Genomic DNA, 26700 nt, shown 5'->3' with positions numbered 1-26700 from the left:
TGGGAGCCTCCATGAGCCTTTCGCAGGACCCGGCGCCGCCGTCCCCGCCCGCCACCCCTGGTGACCCCGACGCGACCGAGCCGGCGCGGTCCGCCGCCGCGAGCGCGCGTTGGAGCGCTGCCGAGCTGCGGCGGCTGACCGCCCTGATCTGGCCCGGACAGCTGCTCGTGGTGGCCGGGATCATCGCCGCGAACTCCCAGCCGCAGATCGCCCAGCACTTCCACACCACGCAGATCGCCTGGTTCAGCCTGGCCTTCACCCTGGCCACGATCGTCGCCACGCCGTTCGCGGTCCGCCTGGGCGACATGTACGGCAAGCGCCGGGTGATGATTGTTCTCGCGGTGGCCGGGCTCGTCGGCGACATCGTCACGGTGCTGGCCCCGACCTATCCGGTCATGGTCCTCGGCCGCGCGATCGGCGGCCTCTACGGTCCCGTCGCGGTCCTCGTCCTGGCAGCCGTCCGCGATCTGTTCCCGCCCCGCAAGGTCGCCATGGCGCTGGGTACGGTCGCCGGCTCGGTCGGTGTGCTCAGCATGCTCGCCCCGCTGCTGTCCGGCCGACTGCTGGACGCGTTCGGCTGGCGCGGCGCCCTGTGGTTCCTGGTCGCCTCCACCGTCGTGGCGATCCTGGCGCTGCTCGCCGTGCCGGAGACGCCGCGGCGTGCCGTGGCCGGCCGGCTCGACCGCGCCGGTGCGCTGCTCCTCGGCGGGGGCCTCGCCCTGGTGGTCTTCGCCGTCGGCCAGGGCCGCGACTGGGGCTGGACCTCCACCGGGGTCGTCACCTCGCTCCTCGCCGGCCTGATCGCGCTGGCCTTCTTCGTCACCGTGGAGCTGCGGGTCGCCGCCCCGATCCTGGACCTGCGCATGCTGGGGCGGCGGTCCCTGGCCACCGTGCTGCTCGGCTCGTCCGTGCCCCAGGCGGCCTTCTTCGCCTCCCAGGCGATCCTGATCTTCCTGGCGCTCTTCCCGCCGATCCCGCATGTCTCCGACGGTCTGGGCTGGTCCACCACGCACACCGCCGTGATCGGCATCCCCGCCGGCATCCTCACCTTCGCAGCCGGCATCGGCGTCGGCAGGGCCGTGCGGACGGCCAGCCCGCGCAGTGTCTGGTACGTCGGGCTCGGCATCCTCGCCACCGGACTGGCCCTGGCCGCCTTCTACCACCACGACGCCACCCAGATCGTCCTGACCGGTCTTGTCATGGGCCTGGGCGGCGGCATCCTCATGGCCGGCCAGCAGGCCATGATCGTGTCGGTGGTCTCGGCGGAGGAGCAGGCCGCCGCCAACGGCCTGTCGTCCCTGCTCACCCAGGTCTTCCTGGCACTCACCAACCAGGCCCTCTACACCGTCCTGGCGGCGGACTCCACCGTGCTCGACGGCACCGCCTTCTACCACGACACGGCCTTCACCCACGCCTACCTCACCATGGCCGCCGTCGTCGTCCTAGGACTGCTGATCAGCCTCGCCATCCCCCGACTCGCCCGCCCCGCGGACAGCGCGGCACACGACCTTCAGCCCCCGGCCGCGACGGTCGCGTCCACCTGACACCCCGGCCGCAACCGTCCCCCGTCCACCTGACACCCGGACCGCGACCACCGCGTCGCCTGCCCCCGCCCGGCCGCGACCGTCCCATCCGCGTGCGCCCCCGGCCGCGACCGACCCGTCCGCGCGACACCCCCGGCCGCAACCGTCGCCTCCGCCTGACACCCCCCGTCCGCCCGAGAGGACCACCCGTGCCCCACACCCGCCCCAGCCATCTGCGCGTAGAACACCTCGACCGGCCCCTGGGCCTCCACACCCTCCGCCCCCGCCTGTCGTGGAGACTTCCGCAGGACGCCGCCACACAGCTCGCATACCGCGTCGAGGCCGGGGACTGGGACACCGGCCGGGTGGTCTCCCGGGCGAACACCGCCATTCCCTACGGCGGTCCCGTGCCCGGCTCGGCGCTCCGGATTCCCTGGCGGGTGAAGGTGTGGACAGACCTCGGCGAAAGCGCCTGGTCGCAGCCGTCCTGGTGGGAGACCGGACTCCTCGAACCCCAGGACTGGCAGGCCCAGTGGATCGAACCGGCGGAAGCCGAACCCGCCGCCGCCGGCTCTCGCCCCGCCCACCTCCTGCGCCGCACCTTCAGCCTCACCAAACCGGTCCGCGAGGCCCGGCTGTACGCCACCGCCCACGGGCTCTACGAGGCGTTCCTCAACGGCCGGCGCATCGGGGACATGGAACTCACCCCGGGCTTCACCGCCTACCGCTCCCGCCTCCAGGTGCAGACGTACGACGTCACGGACCTGCTGGTGCACGGCGACAACACCGTCGGGGCGATCCTGTCCGACGGCTGGTTCCGCGGCCGGCACGGCTTCGCCCGCGAGGCGGACGGATTCGGCTCACGCACCGCGCTCCTCACCCAGCTGACCCTCACCCACCACGACGGCACCACCACCGTGCTGGGCACCGGCCCCGCCTGGCGCAGCACCCCGAGCGCCATCACCGCGGCCGACCTCATGGACGGCCAGCGCATCGATCTGCGCGTCCACGCACCGCGCTGGTCGACGGCCGACTTCGACGACCGTCACTGGGACAAGGCGCAGGTCGCCGTCGGCGGCCTCTACGACGACTTCACCCGCCTGACCGGCCCCCTCGCCCCGCCCGTCCGCCGGATCGAGGCACTCACCCCGGTCGCGGTGACCGCACTGGGGCATGCCCGCCACGTGGTGGACCTGGGACAGAACATCAACGGCTGGGTACGGCTGACGAACCTCGGCCCCGCGGGCACCCGCCTCACCCTCGTACACGGCGAAGCCCTCGACGCCGAGGGCGACGTGACCACCGACAACATCCGCGCGTTCGACTGGGCGACCCGCCGTCCGCTGCCCGCCGGGCAGATCGACACGGTCGTCTCGGCGGGCCGGCCCGGCGAGGCGTTCGAGCCGCGCCACACCACCCACGGCTTCCGCTACGTCCGCGTCGAGGGCCACCCCGGCCCGCTCACCCCCGACGACGTCCGCGGGATCGTCGTCCACACCGACCTGACCCGCACAGGCTGGTTCACCAGCAGCGACGCACGTGTCAACCGCCTCCACGAAGCCGCCGTGTGGAGCCTGCGCGGCAACATGTGCGACGTACCCACGGACTGCCCGCAGCGTGAACGCGCCGCCTGGACCGGCGACTGGCAGGTCTTCACGCCCACCGCCGCCTACCTCTACGACGTCGTCGGCTTCACCGCCAAGTGGCTGCGCGATCTGGCGGCCGACCAGTGGGCCGACGGCACCGTCCCCAACTTCGTCCCCGACCCCGCCGACGAGCAGGCCCGGCGCGCCTCCGCCGAGGGCGGCATGAACGGCTCGGCCGGCTGGGGCGACGCCGCCGTCATCGTCCCCTGGGAGATGTGGCGCGCCTACGGCGACCTGGACCTCCTGCGCGTCCAGTACCCCTCGATGTGCGCCTGGGTCGACTTCGCCGCGCGCCAGGCCCGTACCCGCCGCCACCCCGACCGGGTGGCCGCACGACGTCAGGCGGCCCCGCACGAGGAGCACCTCTGGGACACCGGCTTCCACTTCGGTGAATGGCTGGAGCCGGGTGTCACCCCTGACCTCGATCCCACACGCGACCACGGCGCCGTGGCCACCGCCTACCTGCATCGTTCGGCCGACCTGCTGGCCCGCACCGCGGCGCTGCTCGGGCACCCGGCCGACGAGGCCCGCTACCGCCGCATCGCCGAGGGCGCCCGGCTCGCATGGCAGCGCGAGTACCTCGCCGACGACGGCACCGTCACCCCCGACACCCAGGCCACACTGGTCCGCGCGCTGGCCTTCGGCCTGGTCCCGGCCCCGCTGCGGGCCCGCGCCGCCGACCGGCTCGCCGCCCTGATCCGCACCGCCGGCACCCATCTGTCCACCGGCTTCCTCAGCACCGGCCTGCTGCTCCCCGTCCTCGCCGAGTCAGGTCATCTCGGCCTCGCCTACGAACTGCTGCTCCAGGACACCGCGCCCTCCTGGCTGACCATGATCGACAAGGGAGCGACCACCATCTGGGAGGACTGGGAAGGAACCGACGCCGAGGGGCGTCCCAAGATGTCCTACAACCACTACAGCAAGGGTGCCGTCGTCTCCTTCCTGCACCAGTACGTCGCCGGCATCCGTCTGCCCACGGCGCCGACAGCGAGCGAAGCCGGATACCGGCGTTTCGTCATCGCCCCGCGGCCCGGCGGCGGGCTCAGCTCCGCATCCGCCCGCCACGAATCGCCGCACGGCCTCATCACGAGCGAATGGCGCCTCCACGACGGGGAGTTCACCCTCACCGCCCGGATCCCGCCGGGCACGGAAGCAGAGATCCGGCTCCCGGGGGCCGGCACCGTGACCGTGGGTCCGGGCACGCACACCTACACGATCGACAGGTGCCATGAGGACGGCTGACGCGCGGGTGCGTCGCAGCGGAGCGTGCCCGCGTCTCTCTGCGTCGGGAGGTCAGGGTGCCTCGACCAGGGGCGGTTCGCCCCACGGGGTCGCCAGCGCCTGTCGCAGTGCGCCGACCGCGGCGGTGCCGATGCGTTCGGCCAGCACACCTTCGATCACGGCGAGCGCGGCCTGCGCCCGGTGATGGACACGGAAGCCTTCGCCGGTCGGGCGGATCAGGCGGCTGCGGGCGGAGGCCGGGTCGGGGATCTGCTCCAGCAGCCCCATGCCGATCAGTCCGTGCACGGCCTGATGGACGGTCTGCCGGGTGACGCCCATTCGGCGGGCGAGCTCGGAAATGGTGGTGCCCTGCTCGTCCAGGGCGGCGAAGACGGCCGCCTGAGCGACGGTCACCGCCTGCTCACCCGCGGCCTCCATGCTGGCCAGCAACGCGTCGTCGAACCACCTCTTGGCCTCGGTGAACAGCTGGGGCAGGTTCGGCGCGGGCGTGGTCATGGCTCCTCGGGCGGGACGGGGTGTCGAGCATAGCGACCCTCCGCTCGCGGCTCCGGCCCGGCAGACCCGAGCCCTCTGCGTCAGAGAGGGGTTCCAGAGGGGTCCCAGAGGGGTCCCAGAGGGGTTCCAAAGGGTCCCAGAGGGGTTCCCTAATCTCGAATGTCAGGTAGCCTGACATTCATTGTCGCCTCGTTCGCCCCGTCGCACCGGAGGTTTCCATGACCATGGAGTTCGCCACCCGCTACCGGTCCCGCTCGCGCATTCCCGCCGAGCCGGGCCGGCCCTACTTCATCGAGAAGGGCATGGGCGACCGCGCCCACCTCTTCACCGACCTGGTCACCGTCTACGCCGGCGGCGAGCAGACCGAGAACACCTTCAACTTCTTCACCGTCGAGGGCCCCCGGGGCGACCTCATCCCCGCCCACTCCCACGCCGACACCCACGAGGTCTTCTACGTCACCGACGGCGCCGTCCGGGTCTTCATCGAGGACCTCCAGGGCGAGCAGCAGGAAAAGCTCCTCAGCGCGGGCGACTTCGGATTCGTACCCAAGAACTGCCCGCACGCCTACCGCATCGAGCGGCACCACAGCCGGATCGTCGGTGTAGCGGCCGGTCCGGGGAAGACCTTCGAGCGGTTCTTCGAGAGCCTCGGCACACCCACCGAGGAACTGGGCCTGCCGGCGCAGCCGTACATCCCCGAACCGCACAAGTTCGGCACCGTCCCGATCCAGCACGACGTGCGGTTCCTGCCCGACCACCAGTGGCGCACCGGGAACTGACCGGGATGCCGTACGTCCAAGCGCTGCTGGCCGGGACCCTGGTCGGCGCCCTGTACGCGGCACTGCGCGTCAAAGCTCCCGCTCCCCCACCCGTCGCCCTGGCCGGTCTGCTCGGCATCCTGGTCGGCCAGACCGTCCTGGGGAAGCTGTGAGCGGCGCGGCCCGCGCTCGCGTGGCCGCGTCCGGCCGACGCGTGCTGATCTCCTTCGGCGCGGGGCTCGCCATGGGCGCCCTCTACTGGACCTGGGACCTGAGGGCACCGGCCCCGGCCCTGCTGGGGCTCACCGGTCTGCTGGGCATCGGCCTCGGCGAGCGGGCGGCCACGGCGCTCGGCGCACGGATCGCCTCGCGCAGAGCCGGTCCGCGACCGTCCCGAGCCCCGGATACGACCGACGCCCCAGGGACGGCTTCCGGCTGCACCTGCCTGCCGTCATCCAGCCCTCACTGACCCGCACGACGCTCCCGCCGTCTCGTTCGGAAAGAACCCTCATGCCGCTGCCGCCCGAGCTCGCCGCCCTGCTCGCCCCGCTCGCCCCCACCCGGTTGCCGCTGCCGCCCTCGTCGCATCCCGCCCCGGGCACACGGCTGTTGCGCGGCGCCGTCTACGCCGCCCCCGACGGCATCCGTCCACTCGAACTGGACCTGTGGCTGCCCGAGTACCCGCACGATCCGCTTCCGGTCATCGTCTACATCCACGGCGGCGGATGGCGGACCGGCACCCGCACGGAGATGGGACCGCGCTTCCGCTCCTGGCCCCTCAGCCCCTTCGCCCGTCTCGCCCAGGCCGGATTCGCCGTCGCCAGCCTCGACTACCGGCTCACCGGCGAGGCCGTTTATCCCGCTCAGTTGGAGGACGTCACCGCGGCCCTGGCCTGGCTCGACGCCCGCGCCGACGAACTCGGCCTGGACACCGGCCGGACCGTCACCTGGGGCGAATCCGCCGGGGCCCATCTGGCCGCCCTGCTGGCCCTCACCACGCCGGTGCTCGGCTGCGTCGCCTGGTACGGCCCGACCGACCTGACGACCCTGCCCACCCAGTCCCGGCCCGGCGCCTACGACGCCGGCAGCCCCACGACGCGCGAGGCACTGCTGATCGGAGCACCCGTGGCCACGGCCCCCGACCTCGCCCGTGCGGCCAGCCCGGTCACCCATGTCACCGCCGACGCCCCGCCCTTCCTCATCCTCCACGGCACCGACGACAGCCTCATCCCGCTCGCCCAGGGCGAGCAACTCACCGCCGCCCTGCGTGAGGCAGGCGCGCACGTCGACTTCCGCCCCGTCCCCGGCGCCGACCATGCCTGGGCCGGCCTGCCCGACGAAGACGTCGAACGCTGCTTCACCGCCTCGCTGGACTTCGCCCGCGCGCTCACCGCCCCGGGACGCTGAGCGCGGAGGGATCGGGGCCGGGGGGACTGCTGGCCGGCCGAGACCGACGGACGGCCCGGGCCCTGACGTATAACCACTGGCCGTCACCTCCACTGATCTGGTCTGCTTCCGGCGTCTCGAACTGCACCGGTGAAGTGGAGGGGCCCGCGGGCATGACCATGCACGACGACCAACTGGACGTGACCACCGCGACCGTTGCGGCCTTGATCGACGAGCAGTTCCCCCAGTGGAGCGGCGAGCCGATCCGACCGCTCCCGTCAACCGGGACGGTCAACGCCATCTTCCGCATCGGGAACGACCTCTCGGCGCGTTTCCCCCTGCGTCCCGCCGATGCCGCGGACGCGCTGTGGGTGCTGGAACAAGAGGCCCAGGCGAGCGCGGAGTTGGCGCAGGTGTCCCGGTTCCCCGTCCCCGAGCCCGTCGCCTTGGGAAAGCCCGGAGCGGGTTACCCCATGCCCTGGTCGGTCCAGACATGGCTGCCGGGAACGGTCGCCTCCGACGCCGACCCGAGCGGGTCCGACGCCTTCGCCGAGGACCTCGCGGCCTTCATCGCGGCCCTGCGCTCCGCCGAGACGCGGGGAAGACGTTTCAGCGGCGGAGGTCGTGGCGGCGATCTCACTCACCACGACGACTGGATGGCGCGGTGCTTCGAGGAGAGCGAGGGGCTCCTCGACGTCCCCCGACTGCGTCAAGCCTGGAGCCACTTCCGAGAGCTGCCGCGCACGGACACCGACGTGATGAGCCACGGTGACCTGATCCCCGGCAACGTACTGGTCGCGGGAGACCGGCTCATCGGCGTACTCGACACCGGCGGCTTCGGCCCGGCCGACCCCGCGCTGGACCTGGTCAGCGCCTGGCACCTGCTGCAACCGGGCCCGCAGCACGTGCTCCGGCGTGCGCTGGCCTGCGACGACCTGGAGTGGGAACGCGGCAAGGCCTGGGCGTTCGAACAGGCGATGGGCGTGGTCTGGTACTACGTCGACAGCAATCCGACCATGAGCAGAATGGGACACCGGACGCTCGACCGCATTCTGGCGTCGATGGAGTGACCGCCGGCTGCTTCATGACTTCGTGGGCGCCGATGAACCGGCGATCATGAGCCGACCCTTGAGGCATGAGCAAGGGCTCGGTCGTGACGCAGATCTCGGGGCCCGGGACGCTCGATTCCCAGGAGCCACACTTACGGTTGCTCTCATGTCCCCCCTGGCCAGGATCAGCAGCGCGTTCGAGCCGCGATTCGCGGAGTTCGCATTCGAACCTGCTTTCACGGCCGCCGTGGACCAGCACGTCGCCGAGATACGTGATCGTTTGTCGGCGGCCCACAGCGGGCTGTTTCCTCCGCCCCCGCGACGTGAGGTCCTCGCCGACTACGCGCTGGGCTTTCTCGATGCCCTGGACGAGATGGACTGGCGGGAGCCGGTCGGCCACGACTACGCCGTGTGCCGCCTGACCGCGATCAGCTGGCTCACGTTGCGCCACGACCTTCTGGCCGCCGACGACGAGTACGGCGACCCGTCCAGCAGCGCCAGCGGCCGGGCCTGAGCCCGGTTCCCCCTGGGACACGAAAACCGCCGACCGGCCCGCTTCGCTCGGGCCGGTCGGCGGTTCCGGGTCACGTGTCACATACCCGTCGGGCGGTCCATGCCGCCGCCCGGGTCCCCCATGTCGCGGCCCGTCTGCGTCCGCTCACCCGAGGACTGATGACGCATCGCGTCGTCACGGCCCGCCTGGTACGCGCCCATGCCGCTCCGATGCCGCTGGGTCTCCGCCTCGGCCGCCGTCAGCATGCGTTCCATACGCTGCCGCATCGGCGTGATCATGCCGCCGCCGACGCCCACGATCAGGATGCCCGCGATGGTGGCGAGCGCCGCGATCAGCAACGACTGGACGACGTTCTCCGCGATGCCGGCCTGACTGAGCGCGGCGATCACACCGAGGGCGACGATCGCTCCCCACAAGATCGTCGCGACGGTGTTGCCGTAGGACGCCGACGACAGGGCTCCCTGGACGATCGTGCGGACCGCGTTCGCGATGGCCATCGCCACCACGACGAGGACGACGGCGACGATGCCGCGCGGCAGCCAGGCGACGATGCCGTTGATCGTCGCGCTGACCGGGTTCGGCCCGAAGACCCCCAGGGCGAGTTGCAGCGTGATCAGCATCAGCGCGTAGTACACGATCTTGCAGATGATGCCGGTCAGGTCGTACGCCGAGTTCTGGAGCATCCGCGCGGTACCCGCGCGCTCGGACAGCCGCTCGGATCCCACCTTGCGCAGTACCCGGTCGAGAATCTTGGCGATCGCCTTCGACACGAACCAGCCGATGACGAGAATGACAAGGAAGCCGATCAGCTTCGGCACGAACGTCGCGATCTTCGACCACGCGTCATTGAGACCCTGGGTGAAGTCGATAGCGAGGGTATTCGTCATGGGACGCCCTTCCTTCGAGTAGACGGCGGCTTCCCCACCACCTAGTCGAGGGGGCCGGGAGCCCTCACGCCTCGATTAGCTACGCCATACGGGCAAACGCCTCCTCCGGCCCGCCTGACAGGCGCCTCATCGGTTCGCCCCGGGATTCGGACAGCCGGGTGACAGACAGGAATGTGATCGTGCTTTGCGGACAGGTGAACCGGGTTACCCGGAAACAGTCGGCAGGTGGGAAGCGATCTCGTACATGGGCAGCACACCGGACTCGACCGCCGTGGAGACAACCGAGACGGTTACGGCGGTCACGAGCCGGAGACGCACGGCCCCGGCGGCACCAGGTGCACGCCGGGGCTTCCCGTCCGCGAGCCTGCACAGCGGCCGGGTCGGCGCGCTGGACGGATTGCGCACCCTCGCGGTCGCACTGGTCGTCGTCTACCACGTCGACCACTCACTGGTCCCCGGCGGCTCGATCGCCGTCGACGTCTTCTTCACCCTCAGCGGTTTCGTCATCACCCGCCTGCTGCTCGCCGAGTACTCCCGGACCGGCACCCTCGCCCTGCTTCCCTTCTACCGGCGCCGCTGGTTGCGCCTGGTCCCCGCACTGCTGGCGGTGTGCGCGGTCTGCGTGGTGCTGGCGACGACGACCTCGCTGTGGAGTTTCGACGGGTCCTGGCAGGCGGTGGGCCTCGCGGCGACCTTCCTGACGAACGTCTTCCGGGCCGCTGACTCCGGGGCGTACGGCGGCCCCCTCGCCCACACCTGGTCACTGGGTGTGGAGGAGCAGTTTTATCTGCTGTGGCCGCTCCTGCTGCTGTGCCTGCTGCGCCGTCTGCGGCCACGTACGGTCCTGCTGTGCACCGCCGCCCTGTGCGTGCTGCCCTTCCTGTGGCGCTGCGTCCTGTGGCATCCGGACGCCGTCCACCGGATCTACAACGGCACCGACACCCGCGCCGACGAACTGCTGGCCGGAGCCCTGGTGGCCGTGGTCCTGGCACGGTTGCGGCCGGACGACCCGCGCCTGCGCCTGCTGCGCGTCTGGGCGGGGCGGCTCGCCCTTCCCGCCCTCGCCCTGCTCGCGCTCGTGGCCTGGCAGGTGCCGGTGACCGGGAACGCCGGCATCTGGACCGCCCTTTGGTACACGGTCGGGATCCTCGCCGTGGCCGTGGTGTCCGCCACCCTGGTCGCAGGGCTGGAACTGCGGCCCGACAGCCCGCTGTCCCGTCTGCTCGGGCTCGCGCCACTGGCCTGGATCGGCCGCAATCTCAGCTACGGCATCTATCTGTGGCACTACCCCGTCGTACGGCTGTTGGCCTCCCTCGACGTCAAGGACGGGCTGCTGACGGGCACAGTGGTACTGACCCTGGCGATGGCGCTGCTGTCGTACTACCTCGTGGAACGGCCCTTCCTGCGCCGCGCACGGCGGCACCGGGCCTGACGGCGACGGGAACTTCACGCATACGGTGGCTGCGCCAACTGCCTTGTCCCTAGGATGGATTGCCTCACGCACCGGTCAACTCGGTGCGGTACGTGACTGGGGAGACGATGGAGTCCGGGAAGCGGTTGTCCACCAAGATCGACGCCACGGTTCCGACGGCCGCGCGCATGTACGACCACTACCTGGGCGGCAAGGACAACTACGCGGTCGACCGCGCCGCCTGCGAGGAACTGGACAAGGTGGTGCCCAGCACCCGGGCGCTGGCAGTGAACAACCGCCATTTCCTTCAGCGGGTGGTCAGGACGCTGGCGCAGGAGCACGGCATCCGGCAGTTCCTGGACCACGGGTCCGGTCTGCCCACGCAGAACAACGTGCACCAGGTGGCCCAGCGCGTCGATCCGAACTCGCGCGTCGTGTACGTGGACAACGACCCGATGGTCCTGGTGCACGGCCGTGCCCTGCTGGACCAGAACGACCGCACGGCCGTGATCCAGGCCGATCTGCGCGACACCGACGTGATCTTCTCCGACCCCGACACCCAGCGGCTCATCGACTTCTCGCAGCCGGTGGGCGTGCTCTTCAACTCGGTGTTCCACTGCATTCCGGACAGCGAAGCGGACGGCCCCCTCGCCGTGGTGCAGCGGGTGACCGAGCGGCTCGCGCCCGGGAGTTGCCTGGTGATGTGCCAACTGGTCAGCGAGGACCCGCAGGTGCGGGAGCACGTCACCGACTTCATGGACAAGGCCACGCAGGGGCACTGGGGCCGGGTGCGCGAGGAGAAGGACGTCGCGCAGTGGTTCGAGGGGCTGGAGATCCTCGAACCCGGCCTGGTGGAGGTGTCCACCTGGCGTCCCGACAACGAAGTGGCGCCGCGTCAGCTGACCCAGGAATGGATCGAGTTCGGCGGGGCCGGCCGCATCCTGTGAGGGAGCGGCACGGGCTCACTTGCCCCCGTAACGCTGCTTGACGGTCTCGCGCAGACGCTCGAGGGAGTCGCGGGGGCTGAGCGCGTCGTCGGCCAGTTGGTCCAGCGCCACGCGGTACTGCTCGGTCTCGTCGCGGTCCTCCAGGAACGTGGCGCTCTTGATGTGCTCCAGATAGACGATGTCCGGAAGGTCGAATCCGCCGAAGCGCAGGTAGGTGACCGGGATGGCCGGTGCGGACGCGTTGGTCACATCCAGGGGTACGACCTGGATGACGACATGCGACCGCTCGGCCATCGCGACGAGATGCTCCAGCTGTTCACGCATGATGTCGCGGCTGCCCAGCACCCGCAGCAGCACCGACTCGTCGATGATCGCCCACATCTGCGGGGCGTCCGGCCGCCCCAGCAACTCCGAGCGCTTCATGCGCAGTTCCACGCGGCGGTTCACCTCGCGGCTCGGGGCCGAGGGCAGGCCGCGCTCCACGATGGCGCGGGTGTAGGCCGGTGTCTGCAGCAGTCCGGGGACGTACTGGATCTCGAACGTACGGATGAAATCGGCCGCTTCCTGCAGACCGACGAGCCGGTCGAACCACTCCGGCATCAGCCGCTTGTCGAAGCGCTGCCACCACCCGGGCTCACCGGCCCGCCGCAGCAACTGCAGCAGGACGGACGCCTCGTACTCGTCCGTCTTGTACAGGTCCAGCAGTGCGCGGACATCGGCCTCGGTGGGAGGCCGGCGGCCCTTGCCCGCCTCGATGCGGGACAGCTTCGCCGGGCTGAACCCCACGGCCCGCGCCGCCTGTTCCTGCGCCATGCCCGCATCCTCGCGCAGGCCCGCCAACTGCACACCGACCAGCATCTTCAGCAGGGTCGGCGCGGGCTCGCTCCGCTGCAGGTACGGCTCGAGCCGGGAGACGCGCGGTGATTCCGAGGGCATCCTGACTCCCGGTGGACAGAAGGCAACAGCCCGCATTATCGCACCAGTTAGCCCCGGCGCGCATGATCCGGGGCCGATCCCGGCGCGGGCGGCGCCGGTCACCGCTCACAGCAGCTGGTCGAACTCCCCGTCCTTCACCCCGGCCAGGAAGGCCGCGACCTCGGCGGACGTGTAGACCAGCGCGGGGCCGTGCGGATCACGGGAGTTGCGGATCGCCACACCTCCCTCGGCCAACGGCGCCACCTCGACGCAGTTGCCCTCGGCGTTGCTGTGCCGGCTCTTGGTCCAGCGGACGCCCAGTGAACTGGCTTGCACCCCGTTCGGAACTGATGGCACCGCAGCCTCCTCGGGTAGATCGGGTACGACTGGCTCGATCCATGCCCGCAATTTCTCGTGAAATTGCACGGACTGGCTTTCGAGGTGGATAATAGCCCTCGTCGCCAACACCCGTACGGACGCCCAGTCCTGACGCCCTGACGCCACCTCAGGAGATGCCGTGTCGCAGCCCGCGCGCCCAGCACCCTGGCCTGGCCCCGCGCTGATCCCGGCCGCACCGCATTCCGCCGCACCCCGAACCGCCACCCTGCGCCTGCCGGGCAGCAACGAAGGATGCGCACTGGCGCGCGAGTTCACCGACCGCATCCTGGGCGAGTGGCAGTTGGACGAGTGCCGGGACGACGCGCTGACCGTCGTCTCCGAACTCGCCGCGAACGCCGTGCTGCACGGCCGGAAGAGCGACACACCCGACGACGCCGATCCCGACGTATGGCTGCGGCTGACGCGCCGCGCGGCTCATCTGGTGTGTGCCGTGACGGACCAGGGCGCCGGACTTCCCCGTGCGGCCCACGCGCCGGACACGTTCAGCGAACACGGCCGCGGCCTGTTGATCGTCGAGGCCCTGTCGCAGCACTGGGGCTGGACCCGCCACACGCCCTCGCGCAAGACCGTCTGGGCCATGCTGCCCACAGGGGGCGCCTGAGATGCAGCCACTCACCGAGCTCTCCAGCGGTGAGGCAAGCGCGCGGCGGTCCGATCAGGCCACCACGCTCCGCGACGTCGGCCTCGTGCCCTGGGGTGACATCGAGGACTCGACAGGGTCCGCCGCCGCCATCCCCTATCTGCTCGCCGCCATCGCCTCGGGCGACGAAGCCGCCGCGCACGACGCGCTGGACCGGCTGCGGCACCGCATCTGCCGGCACGGCTTCGTCGTCGGACAGGCGACAGCCGTCACGGTCCCCTTCCTGTGGGACCTGGCCCGGCGCCCGCAGACCAGGTGCCGGGCACAGATCCTGCGCCTGCTGCGGAGCATCGCCGACGCCCGGCAGTGGGAGCTCATGGCCGCCGCCTACCCGAAGCTCCGCCGCCACGGACACCACGTCGAATGGGAGTCGGCCGCCCGCCGCGCGGTACGCGCCCAACGCGGCGCCATCCCACGACTTCTGGCCGAGCACGACCACGAACTCGTGGACGCGACCAGGGCACTCGCCGCCACGCTGGCCGACTGAGGACCACCACGGCCCCCACACTGCCGGCGACCCACCGCAGTCAGGACGTAGCCGGCGTCAGGCGTATGCCTGGGCCTGTGCCCGGTACAGCTCGGCGTAGAGGCCGTTGGCCGCGAGCAGTTCCTGATGGCTCCAGTGTTCGACAAGGCGGCCGTTGTCGACCACGGCAATGTGGTCCGTCATGTGCACGGTGGAGAACCGGTGCGACACCAGGACGGTGACGGCGCCGCAGGAGACCGCCGAGACCGCACTGCGCTGGATCCACCGGACGCGCACAGCGAAGACCGCGCGGTGACGGCGTCCGCGGACGACCTGGTGGCCGTCGTCGTCGGCACGCGCCCCTTCACCCAGGCACAGCGGCGAGACGGCACGGCGCTGCCCGACTACCTCGACGGACACCGCATCCTCGGCGATCCGCCCGCGCTGGCGCGCATCGCGTCCGACATCGTGCGCACCCTGCCCGCGGACGTCGATCACGTGGCCGGTGAGGTCGCCGCCGGCGCCGCGCTGGCGGCCGCCGTGTGCCAATCCGCCTTCGGACAGGGGCGATTGCCGGCCGTGCGGATGTTGCGCCCCGAGCCCAAGAAGTACGGTGTCACGGGCGTGCTGAACACACCCGCCGTGCAGCGCCTGCGCGCGCTCGGTCACCAGGTGCTGGGCGCCTGGGTCGTCGTCGACCGAGGCGACGGAGCCGGCGAGCGGCTTGAGGCGTTGGGCGTGCCCCTGCGTTGCCTGCTGACCCTTGACGACCTGAGGTCGACGGCCTCGGGCTGACCCAGAAAGCACAGCTCATGCGCAACCTGCAGGACCTGCTGTCCACCAACGCCTACCCCGGCCGAGGTGTGCTGTGTGCCCGAACCCTCTCCGGCACCGTGGTGGGGGGCTATTTCCTCACCGGACGCAGCGCGGCCTCCCGCGACCGTGCGCTGCGGCTGATCGACGGCGAGCTGGTCGTCGGCCCCCTCGACGCGGCCGAACACGACCCGCTGCGCCACTACACCGCCGCAGCGACCACCGACGACTGGTTGGTGCTCGGCAATGGCGAGCAAGTCTCGCAGGTCGTCGACCGGCTGGCCTCCGGGCAGCCGGCGCCCGTGGCGCTCGGTGACCTCGACTACGAGCCGGATCCCCCCATCCGCACCTCCCGCATCACGGCGCTGATCAGCCGTGACGCGGGCCGTACGAGCGTGCTCGGCGCCGCGCGTCCCAGCCGGGCCGCACGGCTGACGAGCAATGTGATGACCCTGACCGTGAGCAATCTGGAGCCCGGCGAGGCGGTGCTGCTCACGACCTACGACTCCGACGGGGAGCGGGTCTCGGTCGCATCCCCCTTCACCGAGACCACGGTCGAAGCCAAGGACGAGCAAGGCCTGTTGGACGAGATCTGGCAGGCGCTTGACCCCCGTTTCCGTATCGCGGTCACCGTCGTCGATCCGGTCCAAGGGCCGTCGTCGGCGATCCAGCGCTCGGACCGCTGAAGCCCCTCGACGCGCGGGGCACCGCACCCGCAACGGCACGACAGCGAAGGCCCCGACCACTGGTCGGGGCCTTCGCCCGCCCAGAGGGACAGCCTGGCACTCTGGTCACTTCGTGGGCAGGGCCGTGAACGCCGTCAGGGTGTGGCGGACGAAACCGCGCAGGCGGCGGTCCGTGGCGGAGTTCGGGTCGTTCATCATGCTCAGCAGCTTCATCCAGGGGTCGATGTCACCTACCGGCACCCGCTTGTTCTGTGCTTCCAGCCGGCGGGCGTAGAGCCGGCCCCTGCCCACGGTCCTGAGCTGGGTAAGCGGGCTGACCACGCCGCCGGATGCGGCCGTGTACGCGGTGCGCAGTGCGTCGTCGGTCTCGGCCGCGAACACGCCTGGCAGTTGGACGTAGTAACCCATGCCGGTCAGGTTCGTCCGTACGGTCAGCGGGTTGGTGAAGGACTTCACGCCGTTGGGCACCGGCCGGTGCGTGGTGCCCGCCGGCTTCTCCGCGTCGCCCGCAAGTGCGGCGTTGACAGGGCGGACCGCGGCCGAGGTCCAGGAGCCGTGGAAGGTGTGGCCGAGCGGGGCCGCCGCGTCGGTGTCGTACATCTGGAAGTAGTGACCGACCCGGGCCCGAGCGTCGTCGCTCGGCGCGCCCTCCCGGTTCCGGGCGTAGTTCTCCAGCGTGATCACGTCGTTGCCGTCCCGTACCACCACGCTGGCGTAGTGGGCGCTCCAGAAGGAGGTGAGGTCCAGTACGGGGGCTCCGGGCCGGCTGTGGTCGGTGCTGAGTGTGGCGTGTGCCAGATCGCCGCCGGCCGGTACGGCCTGCAACGACATGGTCATGAACGCCTCGCCGACGTCGGGTCGTACGTACTGGTTCACTCCGAAGTGGCGGTTCGCCGGTACGCCGGCGATCTTCCGCCAGGTGTCGGTGCGCAGTGCGGTGCCGTACGCCGTGGCGATGGCCCGGGCGGAGTCGGCCTGCTGGGTGCTCTGCGGGGCTCCGGCGACCGCGGGTGGAGCCGGGTTGACGAGGAAGCGCGCGATCTCGAATTCCGCCAGTTGCGGGGGCAGCGCGCCGATACCGTCGGGCGCGACGGTCTCCAGATCGCCCGCGCCCAGGGCGCTGCCGACGATGTCGTTGCAGTTCTGGGGTCCCACGGCGGCGATTCCACGCCCGCCCCAGGGGTTGTGACGGACGGTCACCCTGCGCAGGACCTGTCCGTTCACCGTGATCGTCTGGTTCTCGAGCGCGGAGTCAGGCACCAGCTCGACGGCCTCGCCCAGTGCGCGCCGCCAGGCGTTGCTCTCGTCGATGAGGGCCTGGGTGGCGTAGAAGACCTTCGGTTGGCGGGCGGTGAGCTGACAGTCCTCGATCGCCAGCCGGCCGTTCGCCGACACCCGCAGGGTGACGCCGGCCGGGTCGGCCGAGACGAGGCGGAGCTGCCCGGTGGGGTTGAGGAACGACACCAGCGGATCGGCCGGGGCGGGGACCGCGACGTGGTTGACGTTGTTCTGGCCGATGAAGGCGTCCTGCGCGGCGGTCGGGGACGACCAGACGGAGGCGCCCACGACCACGCCCGCCCCCGCCCGCTGAGCAGGCGTCACCTGGTTCCACCCCTGGACCGCGGGCGTCGGCACCGCTCGCGCACCGCCGGGGCCGTCGGGCAGCCGCACCGGCAGCCCCCGGGCGTAGCGCCGGCCGGCGGTGTGTGCCTCCGCCTCCAGTGCCGCGCGGTCGCATCCCGGCCCGACCCGGCCGGCTCGTTGCTGCACCACGTGTGCCACCTCGTGCCCCAGCACCCGTCGGCTCCAGGCGGAGCCGGGCTGCCAGGCGCCCGGCGTCAGATGAATGTCGTCCCCCACGGTCCACGCCACGGGACCGCCCCTGGGCGCCGTCGCGTGCAGATGCACCCTCACGTCCGCGAACCCGGTCCCGAACGCGGCCTCAAGCTCCGCTCGTAGACCGGCCGGTAAGGCAAAAGCCGTCATCGTTCCCCCTGTGACCTGTGGAGGCGCCCCACCGTGGCACGCCCACCGTGGGCGGTCAGCCTAGAGTCGTTCGGCGCGGTATGACCGGCTCCGTCGTGATGCGACCCCGAAACGGTTGCGGGCGGAGTCTCGCGGTGCGGCAGTGTCCTTCGTGACCAAGCAGGGCGGGTCGTGCGGTTGTTCGTCTAGCGCACGGTGAAGTCGGCCGCGGTGGTGTCCAAGGTGGTGGTGCCGTCCTTGGCCGTGGCCAGGACGGCGACCTGCCAGACGCCGCGCGGGGACGACGCGGCGTCGGCGGCGGTGACCGTGACGGTGTAGGTGCAGCGCACGGTGTCTCCCCCGGCAGGAGCGCAGACGGCCGGCTCCGCGGCGGCCATGTCCTTCTCGGTCAGCCCCTTCTCGCCCAGGGACGACTTCTCCGGCCAGGCCAGCACCTTCACGCTCTTGGTGCCGGACGACGCGGTGACCTCGGTGGCGAAGGCGAGCGAGCCGTCCCGGCCGCCGTCGGGAGCGGTGTAACGGGCGGTGCTGTCGGCCAGGGCCGGGGGCTGCTCCCCGGCGTAGGCGAGAGCGAACGCACCGGCGCCCGCACCGGCGAGGACGACGACACCTGCGGCCACGGACAGAGCGATACGACGGGACATGGGATTCTCCATAAGAGTCATCAGCACTGGAACCAACCGGCGCAACTGCCTTGCGCCGCAGCACAGATACTCGCCGGGAGAGGAACCGCCGGGCATCGGCGCACCTACTCAGCTCGGCCTGAGTAGCCGACCGGATCACACACGGCTCACGCGCCGGATCCAGAGGTTCGTGCCTGGCGTTCGGATGGGCAGCAGGTTGCATTCAGCCGGAGTACACGCGGTCTCAAGGTTGTGTGATCAGAGTTCGACCTCGTGCCTATCTCACACTCACGTGCCCGCGTCGCCTCCGTGAGCGCCGCGGCTCTGATGTTCTCGACGCTGGTCGTCACCGGAGGATTTGCCGCGCAGCCGGCGGCCGCCGCGGCCCCGGTCGGCTACCAGAACGTCCGGATCAACGAGGTCACGTCGTCGAACAACGACACGGTCGAGCTGTACAACACCAGCGCGACCGCGGTGAGCATCAGCGGCTGGAAGATGTCCGACGACAGCTTCTCGCCGCAGACGTTCAGCGCGTCCTCCACCACGATCCCGGCCGGCGGCTTCGTCATCTTCAACTCGCCCAAGGGACTCGGTGACTCGGACAAGGTGGTGATCTACACGTCCGACGGTACCGTGGTCGACCGCGTCCAGTGGGCCACCGGCGGGGCGAAGCCGGCCATGGCGCGCTGCGGCGGCGACGGCACGGGGGCGTGGGTGACCACCACCACGGCGACCACGTTCGCCGGGGCGAACGCCTCGGGCTGCCCGTCATCCCTGCCGACGGCCGGCAGGGTCCAGCTGAACGAGGTCACCTCGAACGGCTCGGACACCGTGGAGCTGTACAACGGCGGCACGAGCGCGGTCAGCGTCGGGTCGTGGAAGTACGTCGACAGCGACACCAGCCACTCCCCGGTCGCGATCTCGGCCTCCTCGCCGAGCGCGACCAGCATCCCCGCGGCCGGCTACCTCACGTTCAACTCCACCCTCGGTCTCGGCGACAACGACTCGGTGTTCGTCCTCGACAGCAACGGCAACAGCGTCGACTCGGTGACCTGGGCGACCGAAGGCGCCAAGCCGTCGACCGAGCGCTGCGCCAACGGCACCGGACCGTTCCAGACCGCCGTGACCGCGACACTCGGCAGCACGAACTCCTGCTCCGCGAGCGGCGGCGGTGGTGGCGGCGGCGGGACAGGCCAACTGCTGGGCGGCGGTGGCTCGCTCAGCAGCGGCTGCACCCCCGAGGCGCCCTCCGGTACGGGCTCCACCCCCACCGGCACCCTGGCGTGGCCGGGCGGGCTGGACGTCACCATCGCCGACCAGGTCTGCGCGTTCACCACCTCCACCGGCCCCGAAGGCCGCGACGTCAGCGGCCTGGCCTTCGACCCGGCCGACCCGTCGGTGCTGTGGGCGGCCAAGAACAAGAACTGGCTGTACAAACTGGTCAAGAGCAACGGCCGGTGGATCCCGGACGCGTCCTGGAGCGCGAGCGGCAAGCAGATCCGCTTCGCGAACGGCTCCGGCGAGCCGGACTCCGAGGGCCTGACGGTCGGCGGCAACGGCCACCTCTACGTGACCTCCGAGCGGGACAACACCGACAACACGGCCCCCAAGGACACGATCATGGAATTCGACCCGGCCGCGACCGGTTCGACGCTGACGCCGATCCACCAGTGGGACATGACCTCGCACTTCCCCCAGCTCGACACCGGCAGCAAGGACGACGCCAACCTGGGCTTCGAAGGCGTCGGTTACGTCCCGGACAGCTGGCTGACCGCGAACGGCTGGACCGATCCGCTCACCGGCGCCGCCTACAACCCGGCGAACTACCCGTCGCACGGGTCGGGCCTGTTCTTCGCGGGTCTGGAGTGGGACGGCACGCTGCACGTCTACGGCCTGAACTCGGACGGTACGTTCACCACGTTCGGCGCCGTCGCCACCGGCAAGGCATCGGTGATGGACGTGTCGTTCGACGCCGGAACCCAGCGCCTCGTCGCGACCTGCGACAACACCTGCGGCGAGACGCACACCTTCATGAAGATCAACACCAGTGGCGCCATCGTCCCGGACGTGACCTACACGAACCCGGCGGTCATGCCGACCGACAACCTGGAGGGCTTCGCGCTCGCCCCGACCTCGACATGCGTCAATGGCCTGCGCGAGGCGGTCTGGAGCGACGACGGCATCTACGGCTTCGGCTCCGGGAGTTCCTCCTACGGCCACGCCCTCTACAGCGGAACCTTCCCCTGCTGACCCCACCCTGGCTAGGGCAGTTTGAGAAGCAGTTCGCTGAGTTCGCCCGGCATGGTGATCATGCTGTCGTGGCCGGTCGGCAGCTCCCAGACCTGGGAGGCGGTGCCGTTGGGCTGGGTCGAGGGGACGGGGCGACGGGTGACGCCCGCCGGCATGGCGGCGACATTGTGAATGTGCGTGCGCGGGATCGCGTCAACGGCTGGGTTGCCCAGTCGCACAGGCTGCTGCAGACAACGCACCGGCTGGTCCGAGAGCATCCCGCGCAGCCACGCGACGTCGGCCGGGTCGGTGACGCCGAACAGACCGAACGGCGCCGGCTGCTCGGGCAGCGGCGGCACCCGCCAGCCGCTCTCGGACATCTCGGCGAGCTCGATCAGTTGCCGTGTCACGGGTTGGACGTCGGCTGCGGACTCGCCGTCCTCCGGGACCATCGCGTCGAGATAGACGAGGTGCGCGACGCGTTCCGGAATCCGGTGGGCGACGGCGGAGATCACCAGCCCCGCGTAGCTGTGGCCGACGAGTACGACGTCACCGAGGTCCTCCTCGGTGATCAGCCCGACCACGTCGTCGACGTGCGTATCGAGACCCACCTCGGGACCGAGCAGGTGTGCCTTGTCGCCGAAGCCGGTCAGCGACGGCGCGAACACCCGGTGCTGGGCGGCCTCCAGGAGCGGTACCACCCGCTCCCAGCACCGTCCGTTGTGCCAAGCACCGTGAACCAGCAGGAATGTGGACATCGATCTTCCTTCGCAGAAGCAGAGGTGCAGGGGTGCAGGGGTGCACGATCACGCGTATGCCGCGGCTCGCGGCTCTCGCGGTTACCTTTCGTGCCTCGGTACTGTTCGAGTACCGAGATCATGCTTGTGCACCTGACGCTCGGCAGGCAATAAGGCACTTTTCGGTGACCCGGTTCTCTGGAGGTAACCATGGACGCGACACAGGGCGATGCACGATCGTCGGCGCGGCCCAGCGACGCGTGCCGGACCCGGGTGGTGCTCGACATCGTCGGAGACAAGTGGTCGCTGCTGGTCGTGCGCAATCTCCGGGACGGACCGCGGCGTTTCACCGAGCTCAAGAAGGCGATCGACGGAATCAGCCAGCGCATGCTCACCGTGACGCTGCGCAGCCTGGAGCGCGACGGAATCCTGACCCGCACCGTCCACCAAGTGATGCCGCCTCATGTCAGCTATGAGCTCACCGAGATGGGCTTCACCCTGCGCGAGGCCACCGCGCCCCTGCTGGAATGGAGCATCGCGCACCTCTCCCGGATCGACGACGCCCGCGCCGCGTACGACACCCGCGCAGATCCGCCGACGACCTGACGGTCTCAGACCCGGTCGGTGCAACTCTCGTCGCCGGAGGAAACGACCGACTCGACCATCGCCGCAACGAGATCCGCTCGGCACAACGCACCCGGCTCGCGCATCGACACAGCCCAGTACGCTTCCTTGCCCCTGCCTTCGGTGCGGCTGGGCGGCGGTACCTCGATCCATGTCCCCGGCGCCAGGACGGCGGCACCACGGGAGGCCCATGCGAGGCCCGCGGCCCGGGACACCAGCGCGTAGTAGGTGTGGTGTCCGTTGCTGACGATGACCGGACCGCCGGCGAGCGCCTCGGCGAGGAAGGCATCCACCGCACGGGCCCGACGGGTGCCGGCCGCGCGATTGACGACGTCGGCGGGCAGTCGTACGGCGGTGAAGCGCGCCCCGCAGCGCAGGAACGTGACGTCTCCCTCTTTCCAGGCCCAGTACGCGTCGGAGACGTCGGAGGCCGAGATCAGGAGCCAGTGCTCGACCGCCAGCGCCCTCTCCGCGCCAGTGGTCACCGTGGATGCTTGCAGAACCTTCGCCGTCTTCCGCGCTAGATCGCTTCTGCTGTCTGGGGCGGTCTCCGGCGGATTCCCGGCACTCTTCATCTCTGGCGGATCCTCCGCGGCAATCGTGCCTGCTCGGCGCGGCAAACGGTTCCTTGCGGCTCAGGACGGACCCGCTCAGCTTGAACGTTTCTGCCGCGATCCGCCCGGCCTGCCCGGGTATCCGCACAGGATCTGCACCCGCGTTTCGACCAACCCGACGCCTGTTCCCGTGGTGGCGCCTGGCCGGCCGGGGGCGCAATAGGACGGCCGGAGCAGTGTCTGGGTCGATAAATCGTTTTGCCTATGCGAGCCCCCCGGTGGAGTGTCACCGGAAACTGAAGTGGTGGGCGATGGCCGCCGCGTTGCGGGCCATACGGTGCCTCCAGGCCGTTCGCTCCTCGGTGGCGGCGCTCTCCCAATGCCGGGCGTTGGCCATCGCGAAGGCCGCCTTCGCCCGTGGACAGGCAGTGGCCCACGAGGCGAATCCTCCGGCCAGGGCGTCGGCATCGTCGACGGTGTGGCCGGCGTCGACCAGGCCGACCACGAGCAGCGCGGGGTCGATCCATGCGGCGCCGCGGGTCGGTGACGACCAGTCGACGAGATGGGCGCGGTCGGAGATCAGCACGTTCTCCGGTGTGAGGTCGGTGTGCAGCAGTGTGTCGCCCGCGAAGAGCCCGGCGGTTCCCTCCGGGGCATGTTCGGCCCATCTCTCCTCCGCTCGGCCCATCTCCACGTCCAGGGGAGCCCGGAGGCACTGCACCTCGTGCAGGGCGTCCCGCACCAGGCGCAGGTCGGTCGAGCCGCGCCGGTAGTCGGCATGGCGGCCGCGAATGGCCTGATACCCCAGCAGGACCCATCGGCCCACCTCCAGTTGCCAGCGCAGGCGCGGGCTGGCGCGGGGCAGATACGTGTTGATGCGGGCCTCGGCCTGCAAGGTCTCCGCCGTGGGGTGAGCGGCGTGCACACCCTTGAGGAACACGTCGCCGCTGTCCGTCTCGAGCCAGGCCGCGACTCCCGCGTTGCATCCGCCTCTCACACTGCGGGCCGAATGAACGGTGCCGGTGAGATGACCGACTGCGTGTTTCACGGCAGTGGGCAGCGATGTGAAGGGACGGCGCGGCGTAGACAAGGCGTTGCTCTCGTTTCTCTGACGTGACGTGCCCTCTGCCGGGCTCCGTACGCGGCCGACGACGCTACTGTCCGGACGGCCCCGCACCCACTCGACACGTCAGCTTCCCCTTCCCGGCCAGCCGTTCGAAGGGGTACGACTTATGGGGCGGGCGATGCATCCCTCACAGAGCGGTCCTTGGGTCATACGCCAGAACGAGGTGCATGAGCCCGGCCGACGACACCTCGCACCCCTCATCGACGACCCGCCTCTGGGGTGCCTACTGGCTGCCCGATCCCCCTCGGGACAACGGCAGTTGCCCGTGCTTCATACCGTCCGACACACGCACGCGCCCCACCTCACCGGGCAGCTCCGCAGCAGGCGCACGCTGGTCCCTGCTCATCGGCATCGTGCGCTTCACGGCCGTCACGCTCCTGGCTCTGCGCGTGTCCTGACACAGCTCCTTGGGGCACCTGAGCGGCGCGATCAGACGTGGGGTGTGCCTCCGTCCGCGGCCAGGCGGGTGAGCCACTCATGCAGCAGGCGCTGCTCGGCGTCGCTCAGGATGTCGGAGTTCTCGGGGAGGGCGGCGCGCAGCGCGCGGGCCGCCGGGGCGGGGCCGGCCTCGGCGGCGGGGACCGTCGGCTCGGCGCGAGTGACGGCCGCCACCATGGATTCGCGCAGGACGCTCAGCAGCGCCGGGTTGCGGCGTTCTTCCGGGGTGGAGTGCCAGGTGATGACCGCCCCTTGCCCGGTGGCCTGGATGATCTGGGCGGCCAGTTCCTCATCCACGCGCAGCCATCCCGCGGCTGCCAGTCGGCGCACTCGGCCGTGCAGGATCTCCAGACCCGCGCGGTGCGCCGCCTGCGGCCCCCGTCCGGTGGCCCGGTTCATGACCGCGAACAGCTCCGGGCGCGAGACACCGAACTCCACCACCAGGTCCCACCCGCGGCGCAGCTCCTCCACCGGGTCCTGTGGGGCGGGGTCGAGCTGAGCGCGCTTGCTCTCCAGGAACTGCGCGTAACCGTGCTCGGCGACCGCTTCCAGCAGCCCCTCCTTGTCCCCGAAGAGGCGGTAGATCGCCGGCGCCTGCATCCCGGCCGCGGCGGCGACCGCACGGGTGCTCACCGCGTCCGGCCCGCCCTTCTCCAGCAGCTCGACGGCCGCCATGACGATGCGACGCCGAGCGCTGTCAGTGGTGTCACGGGAAGACATGAATCAATGATAACGAAGTCCTGCTTCCAGCGTTAGTGCCAGTGATACCGTTGGAATGATTCCACTGGAAACAACACTGGGGAGAATCCCGTGATCGTCGTGACCGGAGCCACCGGAAAACTCGGCAGCCGCATAGTCGAACGCCTCCTGGACCGCGTCCCCGCCGACCGCCTCGGCGTCAGCGTCCGCGACCCGCGCAAGGCGCAGGACCTCGCCGACCGGGGTGTCCGCGTCCGCCAGGGCAGTTTCGACGACCCCGCCTCACTCGTGCACTCCTTCGAGGGCGCCGAGCAGCTGCTCCTCGTCTCCCTCGACCGCACCGGCGAGGAATGCGTCGCGGGCCACCGCGCCGCCATCGACGCCGCCGCGAAAGCGGGCGTCGGCCGCATCCTTTACACCAGCCAGATGGGGGCCGCCCACGACTCCCGATTCCAGGCCTGCCGCGACCACGCCCAGACCGAGGACCTGCTGGAGGCCACCGGCCTGCCGTGGACCGGGCTGCGCAACGGCTTCTACTCCTCCAGCGCCCTGCACTTCCTGGAGTACGCCCGCCACAGCGGCGACATCGCCCTCCCCGCGGACGGGCCTGTCGCCTGGACCGGCCACGACGACCTCGCCGAGGCCACGGCCGCGATCCTCGCCGACCCGGGCCACTTCGAAGGGCCCACCCCGCCCCTCACCGGACCGGCGGCACTCGACTTCGCCGCCATCACTGAGATCGCGTCCCAAGTCACCGGACGCCCGTTCACCCGCACCGTCGTCCCCGACGACGCCTTCCGCGAACAATCCCTCGCCCACGGCGCCCCGGCCCCGATCGCGGACCTGGTGGTGAGCATCTTCGCCGCGGCACGCAACGGCGAGTTCGCCGCCGTCAACCCGACTCTGGCCACGCTGATCGGCCGGGAACCCTCCACGTTCCGCACCGAGCTGGAGCGCGCGTGGGCGAAGTAGGCCCAGGGGGCCGGCCGCCTTACGGCACACATCACGCTGCGGACGCGATGCGCCAAGCGCCCACTCAACGTCGAACCGACTGGCTCACGTGGTGACGGCGGCTTCGCCGTCGGGGACCGTCAGGGCCCGGGCCGCCATGGCGTCGAGGACCTCGCGCAGCCCTTCGCCGAGTGGGGTGAGCTGATACTCGACCCTTGGGGGAATCTCGGCGTAGGCGGTGCGCAGGACGATGCCGTGTCGCTCGAACTGGCGCAGCCGGCTGGTCAGGGTCGGCGGGCTGATGCCGGGCAGTGCGTCGCGCAACTCTGTGAAGCGGTGGGGTCCGCGCAGAAGCTCGCGCACGATCAGGGTGGCCCACGGCCCGTCGAGCAGGGTGATGAACCGGGCGACGCAGCACTCCGGAAGTCGGTCAGCGGGTCCGCGATCACTACGGCCAGCACCGCGCGCGAGATGGTGCGCTCGGCCACGAGCACCGCGTTGCGGGTGGCCGCGCGAGTTGCCTTCCGTTTCGCCGCCGGCGGCAATGCGGTCGACTTCCAGGGCCAGGACATCATGCGCGTGGTCGACGGCAAGATCACCGAGCTCCACCACGCCGAACAAATGCTCAAGCTCACCCAGCAGATCATCGCCAGCACCGACACGAAGCCCGCCTGAAGTCGAGATCGAGGGCGCCAGGCGGGCCACCAACCCGGGCGAGAACGCCTCGCGCCCACGCACAGCTCGCCCATCCCCACCGTTGAGTCCGCGCCGGCTCGGTCTCCCTCCGTACGCCGGACAGATCACACCAGGTCACACGCGATCGCTCGGACACTCCCCGAGCCGACACGAACTGGCAGTCGAGCAATCAGCGGTGCGTGTGATCCGTCCGCGAGGGTCGCGACCGAAGTGATCGCCGAACGTTGGGGCATGTGACGCGTGTTCGAGGGAACGGTTCT

General features: G+C 70.6%; 30 protein-coding genes. 18 read left to right on the top strand and 12 right to left on the bottom strand.

All coding sequences use genetic code 11. From position 1 onward, the window contains the following. Positions 1-11: 11 nt before the first annotated feature. Both OG885_RS43295 and OG885_RS43290 read left to right on the top strand, forming a co-directional pair. Positions 12-1544 (top strand): MFS transporter, encoded by a 1533-nt coding sequence (locus tag OG885_RS43295; protein WP_405742216.1) that lies wholly within the window; start codon positions 12-14, stop codon positions 1542-1544. A 188-nt stretch (positions 1545-1732) separates the two neighbouring features. Further along, the gene (locus OG885_RS43290; protein WP_405742214.1) at positions 1733-4411 is read left to right on the top strand and encodes a family 78 glycoside hydrolase catalytic domain; all 2679 of its coding nucleotides are present in this window, start codon (positions 1733-1735) and stop codon (positions 4409-4411) included. Positions 4412-4462: 51 nt separating this feature from the next. Here the strand turns inward: OG885_RS43290 and OG885_RS43285 are convergent, their stop codons facing one another. Next, positions 4463-4906, bottom strand: a complete 444-nt coding sequence (locus tag OG885_RS43285; RefSeq protein ID WP_405742212.1) for a MarR family winged helix-turn-helix transcriptional regulator — start codon at positions 4904-4906, stop codon at positions 4463-4465. A 218-nt stretch (positions 4907-5124) separates the two neighbouring features. Here OG885_RS43285 and OG885_RS43280 point away from each other — a divergent pair, with 218 nt between their 5' ends. The 6 genes from OG885_RS43280 (at position 5125) to OG885_RS43255 (ending at position 8613) form a co-directional block, all read left to right on the top strand. Next, entirely contained in the window at positions 5125-5685 is a 561-nt protein-coding gene (locus OG885_RS43280) for a quercetin 2,3-dioxygenase (RefSeq protein WP_405742210.1), read from the top strand. A gap of 5 nt (positions 5686-5690) precedes the next feature. Further along, complete coding sequence (locus tag OG885_RS43275) at positions 5691-5837, top strand: DUF1427 family protein (protein WP_314207512.1); 147 nt, start codon at positions 5691-5693, stop codon at positions 5835-5837. After that, positions 5834-6133, top strand: a complete 300-nt coding sequence (locus OG885_RS43270) for a DUF1427 family protein (RefSeq protein ID WP_405742208.1) — start codon at positions 5834-5836, stop codon at positions 6131-6133. The genes OG885_RS43275 and OG885_RS43270 overlap by 4 nt, the downstream gene beginning before the upstream one ends. Before the next feature lie 41 nt (positions 6134-6174). Further along, positions 6175-7071, top strand: a complete 897-nt coding sequence (locus tag OG885_RS43265) for an alpha/beta hydrolase fold domain-containing protein (protein ID WP_405742207.1) — start codon at positions 6175-6177, stop codon at positions 7069-7071. A gap of 152 nt (positions 7072-7223) precedes the next feature. Then, positions 7224-8120 (top strand): aminoglycoside phosphotransferase family protein, encoded by an 897-nt coding sequence (locus OG885_RS43260; RefSeq protein ID WP_405742206.1) that lies wholly within the window; start codon positions 7224-7226, stop codon positions 8118-8120. A gap of 145 nt (positions 8121-8265) precedes the next feature. Then, a complete protein-coding gene (locus tag OG885_RS43255) occupies positions 8266-8613 on the top strand; it encodes a DUF6401 family natural product biosynthesis protein (RefSeq protein WP_405742204.1) in 348 nt (115 codons plus the stop codon). Between the two features lie 77 nt (positions 8614-8690). Here the strand turns inward: OG885_RS43255 and OG885_RS43250 are convergent, their stop codons facing one another. Next, entirely contained in the window at positions 8691-9500 is an 810-nt protein-coding gene (locus OG885_RS43250) for a mechanosensitive ion channel family protein (protein ID WP_405742202.1), read from the bottom strand. 244 nt (positions 9501-9744) lie between these two features. On the opposite strand from OG885_RS43250, the gene OG885_RS43245 reads away from it, so the two are divergent. Then, on the top strand, positions 9745-10932 hold the full coding sequence (locus tag OG885_RS43245; protein WP_405742200.1) for an acyltransferase family protein: 1188 nt from the start codon (positions 9745-9747) through the stop codon (positions 10930-10932). A 107-nt stretch (positions 10933-11039) separates the two neighbouring features. Continuing rightward, positions 11040-11858 (top strand): SAM-dependent methyltransferase, encoded by an 819-nt coding sequence (locus tag OG885_RS43240; protein ID WP_405743154.1) that lies wholly within the window; start codon positions 11040-11042, stop codon positions 11856-11858. A 15-nt stretch (positions 11859-11873) separates the two neighbouring features. Here OG885_RS43240 and OG885_RS43235 read toward each other — a convergent pair whose 3' ends face one another. After that, on the bottom strand, positions 11874-12794 hold the full coding sequence (locus OG885_RS43235) for a helix-turn-helix domain-containing protein (protein WP_405742198.1): 921 nt from the start codon (positions 12792-12794) through the stop codon (positions 11874-11876). A 105-nt stretch (positions 12795-12899) separates the two neighbouring features. Then, on the bottom strand, positions 12900-13130 hold the full coding sequence (locus tag OG885_RS43230) for a DUF397 domain-containing protein (RefSeq protein WP_399965373.1): 231 nt from the start codon (positions 13128-13130) through the stop codon (positions 12900-12902). A gap of 160 nt (positions 13131-13290) precedes the next feature. On the opposite strand from OG885_RS43230, the gene OG885_RS43225 reads away from it, so the two are divergent. Together OG885_RS43225 and OG885_RS43220 are read left to right on the top strand one after the other, a co-directional pair. Further along, the gene (locus tag OG885_RS43225; RefSeq protein ID WP_405742196.1) at positions 13291-13773 is read left to right on the top strand and encodes an ATP-binding protein; all 483 of its coding nucleotides are present in this window, start codon (positions 13291-13293) and stop codon (positions 13771-13773) included. A 1-nt stretch (position 13774) separates the two neighbouring features. Beyond that, a complete protein-coding gene (locus tag OG885_RS43220) occupies positions 13775-14299 on the top strand; it encodes a hypothetical protein (protein ID WP_405742194.1) in 525 nt (174 codons plus the stop codon). A 57-nt stretch (positions 14300-14356) separates the two neighbouring features. Here the strand turns inward: OG885_RS43220 and OG885_RS43215 are convergent, their stop codons facing one another. Next, complete coding sequence (locus OG885_RS43215; protein ID WP_405742192.1) at positions 14357-14575, bottom strand: hypothetical protein; 219 nt, start codon at positions 14573-14575, stop codon at positions 14357-14359. A gap of 15 nt (positions 14576-14590) precedes the next feature. Between OG885_RS43215 and OG885_RS43210 the strand changes: the two genes are divergently transcribed. Continuing rightward, positions 14591-15073, top strand: a complete 483-nt coding sequence (locus OG885_RS43210; protein ID WP_405742190.1) for a hypothetical protein — start codon at positions 14591-14593, stop codon at positions 15071-15073. Positions 15074-15090: 17 nt separating this feature from the next. After that, a complete protein-coding gene (locus OG885_RS43205) occupies positions 15091-15777 on the top strand; it encodes an IMP cyclohydrolase (protein ID WP_405742188.1) in 687 nt (228 codons plus the stop codon). 105 nt (positions 15778-15882) lie between these two features. Here OG885_RS43205 and OG885_RS43200 read toward each other — a convergent pair whose 3' ends face one another. Continuing rightward, the gene (locus tag OG885_RS43200) at positions 15883-17763 is read right to left on the bottom strand and encodes a DUF4157 domain-containing protein (protein WP_405742186.1); all 1881 of its coding nucleotides are present in this window, start codon (positions 17761-17763) and stop codon (positions 15883-15885) included. Positions 17764-17948: 185 nt separating this feature from the next. After that, the gene (locus OG885_RS43195) at positions 17949-18407 is read right to left on the bottom strand and encodes a DUF5707 domain-containing protein (RefSeq protein ID WP_405742184.1); all 459 of its coding nucleotides are present in this window, start codon (positions 18405-18407) and stop codon (positions 17949-17951) included. A gap of 288 nt (positions 18408-18695) precedes the next feature. Here OG885_RS43195 and OG885_RS43190 point away from each other — a divergent pair, with 288 nt between their 5' ends. Further along, entirely contained in the window at positions 18696-20636 is a 1941-nt protein-coding gene (locus tag OG885_RS43190) for a lamin tail domain-containing protein (protein WP_405742182.1), read from the top strand. Positions 20637-20647: 11 nt separating this feature from the next. Here the strand turns inward: OG885_RS43190 and OG885_RS43185 are convergent, their stop codons facing one another. Continuing rightward, positions 20648-21373 (bottom strand): alpha/beta hydrolase, encoded by a 726-nt coding sequence (locus tag OG885_RS43185; RefSeq protein WP_405742180.1) that lies wholly within the window; start codon positions 21371-21373, stop codon positions 20648-20650. Positions 21374-21562: 189 nt separating this feature from the next. Between OG885_RS43185 and OG885_RS43180 the strand changes: the two genes are divergently transcribed. Then, positions 21563-21958 (top strand): winged helix-turn-helix transcriptional regulator, encoded by a 396-nt coding sequence (locus OG885_RS43180; protein WP_405742178.1) that lies wholly within the window; start codon positions 21563-21565, stop codon positions 21956-21958. Between the two features lie 5 nt (positions 21959-21963). Here the strand turns inward: OG885_RS43180 and OG885_RS43175 are convergent, their stop codons facing one another. The 3 genes from OG885_RS43175 to OG885_RS43165 all read right to left on the bottom strand — a co-directional run bounded on the left by OG885_RS43175 (position 21964) and on the right by OG885_RS43165 (position 24814). Next, the gene (locus tag OG885_RS43175; RefSeq protein ID WP_405742176.1) at positions 21964-22461 is read right to left on the bottom strand and encodes a hypothetical protein; all 498 of its coding nucleotides are present in this window, start codon (positions 22459-22461) and stop codon (positions 21964-21966) included. Positions 22462-22816: 355 nt separating this feature from the next. Continuing rightward, positions 22817-23527, bottom strand: coding sequence for an aminoglycoside phosphotransferase (locus tag OG885_RS43170; RefSeq protein ID WP_405742175.1), 711 nt, complete (start codon positions 23525-23527; stop codon positions 22817-22819). A 558-nt stretch (positions 23528-24085) separates the two neighbouring features. Then, entirely contained in the window at positions 24086-24814 is a 729-nt protein-coding gene (locus OG885_RS43165; protein WP_405742174.1) for a TetR/AcrR family transcriptional regulator, read from the bottom strand. Between the two features lie 90 nt (positions 24815-24904). Here OG885_RS43165 and OG885_RS43160 point away from each other — a divergent pair, with 90 nt between their 5' ends. Further along, the gene (locus OG885_RS43160; RefSeq protein ID WP_405742173.1) at positions 24905-25765 is read left to right on the top strand and encodes an SDR family oxidoreductase; all 861 of its coding nucleotides are present in this window, start codon (positions 24905-24907) and stop codon (positions 25763-25765) included. Positions 25766-25849: 84 nt separating this feature from the next. Here OG885_RS43160 and OG885_RS43155 read toward each other — a convergent pair whose 3' ends face one another. Then, positions 25850-26107, bottom strand: coding sequence for a winged helix-turn-helix transcriptional regulator (locus OG885_RS43155; RefSeq protein WP_405742171.1), 258 nt, complete (start codon positions 26105-26107; stop codon positions 25850-25852). On the opposite strand from OG885_RS43155, the gene OG885_RS43150 reads away from it, so the two are divergent. After that, entirely contained in the window at positions 26081-26419 is a 339-nt protein-coding gene (locus OG885_RS43150) for a hypothetical protein (protein WP_405743206.1), read from the top strand. The genes OG885_RS43155 and OG885_RS43150 overlap by 27 nt on opposite strands. Positions 26420-26700 lie beyond the last annotated feature (281 nt).

The sequence above is a fragment of the Streptomyces sp. NBC_00028 genome (assembly GCF_045041065.1).
In the GTDB taxonomy this organism is placed as follows: domain Bacteria; phylum Actinomycetota; class Actinomycetes; order Streptomycetales; family Streptomycetaceae; genus Streptomyces.
This window is presented reverse-complemented; position numbering and strand designations above follow the sequence as displayed.

What these genes read in the sequence shown, in the direction of transcription:
- OG885_RS43180 (WP_405742178.1), top strand. Translation starts at nt 21,563, where the DNA reads ATGGACGCGACACAGGGCGATGCACGATCGTCGGCGCGGCCCAGCGAC.
- OG885_RS43280 (WP_405742210.1), top strand. Translation starts at nt 5,125, where the DNA reads ATGACCATGGAGTTCGCCACCCGCTACCGGTCCCGCTCGCGCATTCCC.
- OG885_RS43295 (WP_405742216.1), top strand. Translation starts at nt 12, where the DNA reads ATGAGCCTTTCGCAGGACCCGGCGCCGCCGTCCCCGCCCGCCACCCCT.
- OG885_RS43200 (WP_405742186.1), bottom strand. Translation starts at nt 17,763, where the DNA reads ATGACGGCTTTTGCCTTACCGGCCGGTCTACGAGCGGAGCTTGAGGCC.
- OG885_RS43255 (WP_405742204.1), top strand. Translation starts at nt 8,266, where the DNA reads ATGTCCCCCCTGGCCAGGATCAGCAGCGCGTTCGAGCCGCGATTCGCG.
- OG885_RS43185 (WP_405742180.1), bottom strand. Translation starts at nt 21,373, where the DNA reads ATGTCCACATTCCTGCTGGTTCACGGTGCTTGGCACAACGGACGGTGC.
- OG885_RS43250 (WP_405742202.1), bottom strand. Translation starts at nt 9,500, where the DNA reads ATGACGAATACCCTCGCTATCGACTTCACCCAGGGTCTCAATGACGCG.
- OG885_RS43220 (WP_405742194.1), top strand. Translation starts at nt 13,775, where the DNA reads ATGCAGCCACTCACCGAGCTCTCCAGCGGTGAGGCAAGCGCGCGGCGG.
- OG885_RS43265 (WP_405742207.1), top strand. Translation starts at nt 6,175, where the DNA reads ATGCCGCTGCCGCCCGAGCTCGCCGCCCTGCTCGCCCCGCTCGCCCCC.
- OG885_RS43235 (WP_405742198.1), bottom strand. Translation starts at nt 12,794, where the DNA reads ATGCCCTCGGAATCACCGCGCGTCTCCCGGCTCGAGCCGTACCTGCAG.
- OG885_RS43205 (WP_405742188.1), top strand. Translation starts at nt 15,091, where the DNA reads ATGCGCAACCTGCAGGACCTGCTGTCCACCAACGCCTACCCCGGCCGA.
- OG885_RS43195 (WP_405742184.1), bottom strand. Translation starts at nt 18,407, where the DNA reads ATGTCCCGTCGTATCGCTCTGTCCGTGGCCGCAGGTGTCGTCGTCCTC.
- OG885_RS43275 (WP_314207512.1), top strand. Translation starts at nt 5,691, where the DNA reads ATGCCGTACGTCCAAGCGCTGCTGGCCGGGACCCTGGTCGGCGCCCTG.
- OG885_RS43260 (WP_405742206.1), top strand. Translation starts at nt 7,224, where the DNA reads ATGACCATGCACGACGACCAACTGGACGTGACCACCGCGACCGTTGCG.
- OG885_RS43245 (WP_405742200.1), top strand. Translation starts at nt 9,745, where the DNA reads ATGGGCAGCACACCGGACTCGACCGCCGTGGAGACAACCGAGACGGTT.
- OG885_RS43240 (WP_405743154.1), top strand. Translation starts at nt 11,040, where the DNA reads ATGGAGTCCGGGAAGCGGTTGTCCACCAAGATCGACGCCACGGTTCCG.
- OG885_RS43165 (WP_405742174.1), bottom strand. Translation starts at nt 24,814, where the DNA reads ATGTCTTCCCGTGACACCACTGACAGCGCTCGGCGTCGCATCGTCATG.
- OG885_RS43285 (WP_405742212.1), bottom strand. Translation starts at nt 4,906, where the DNA reads ATGACCACGCCCGCGCCGAACCTGCCCCAGCTGTTCACCGAGGCCAAG.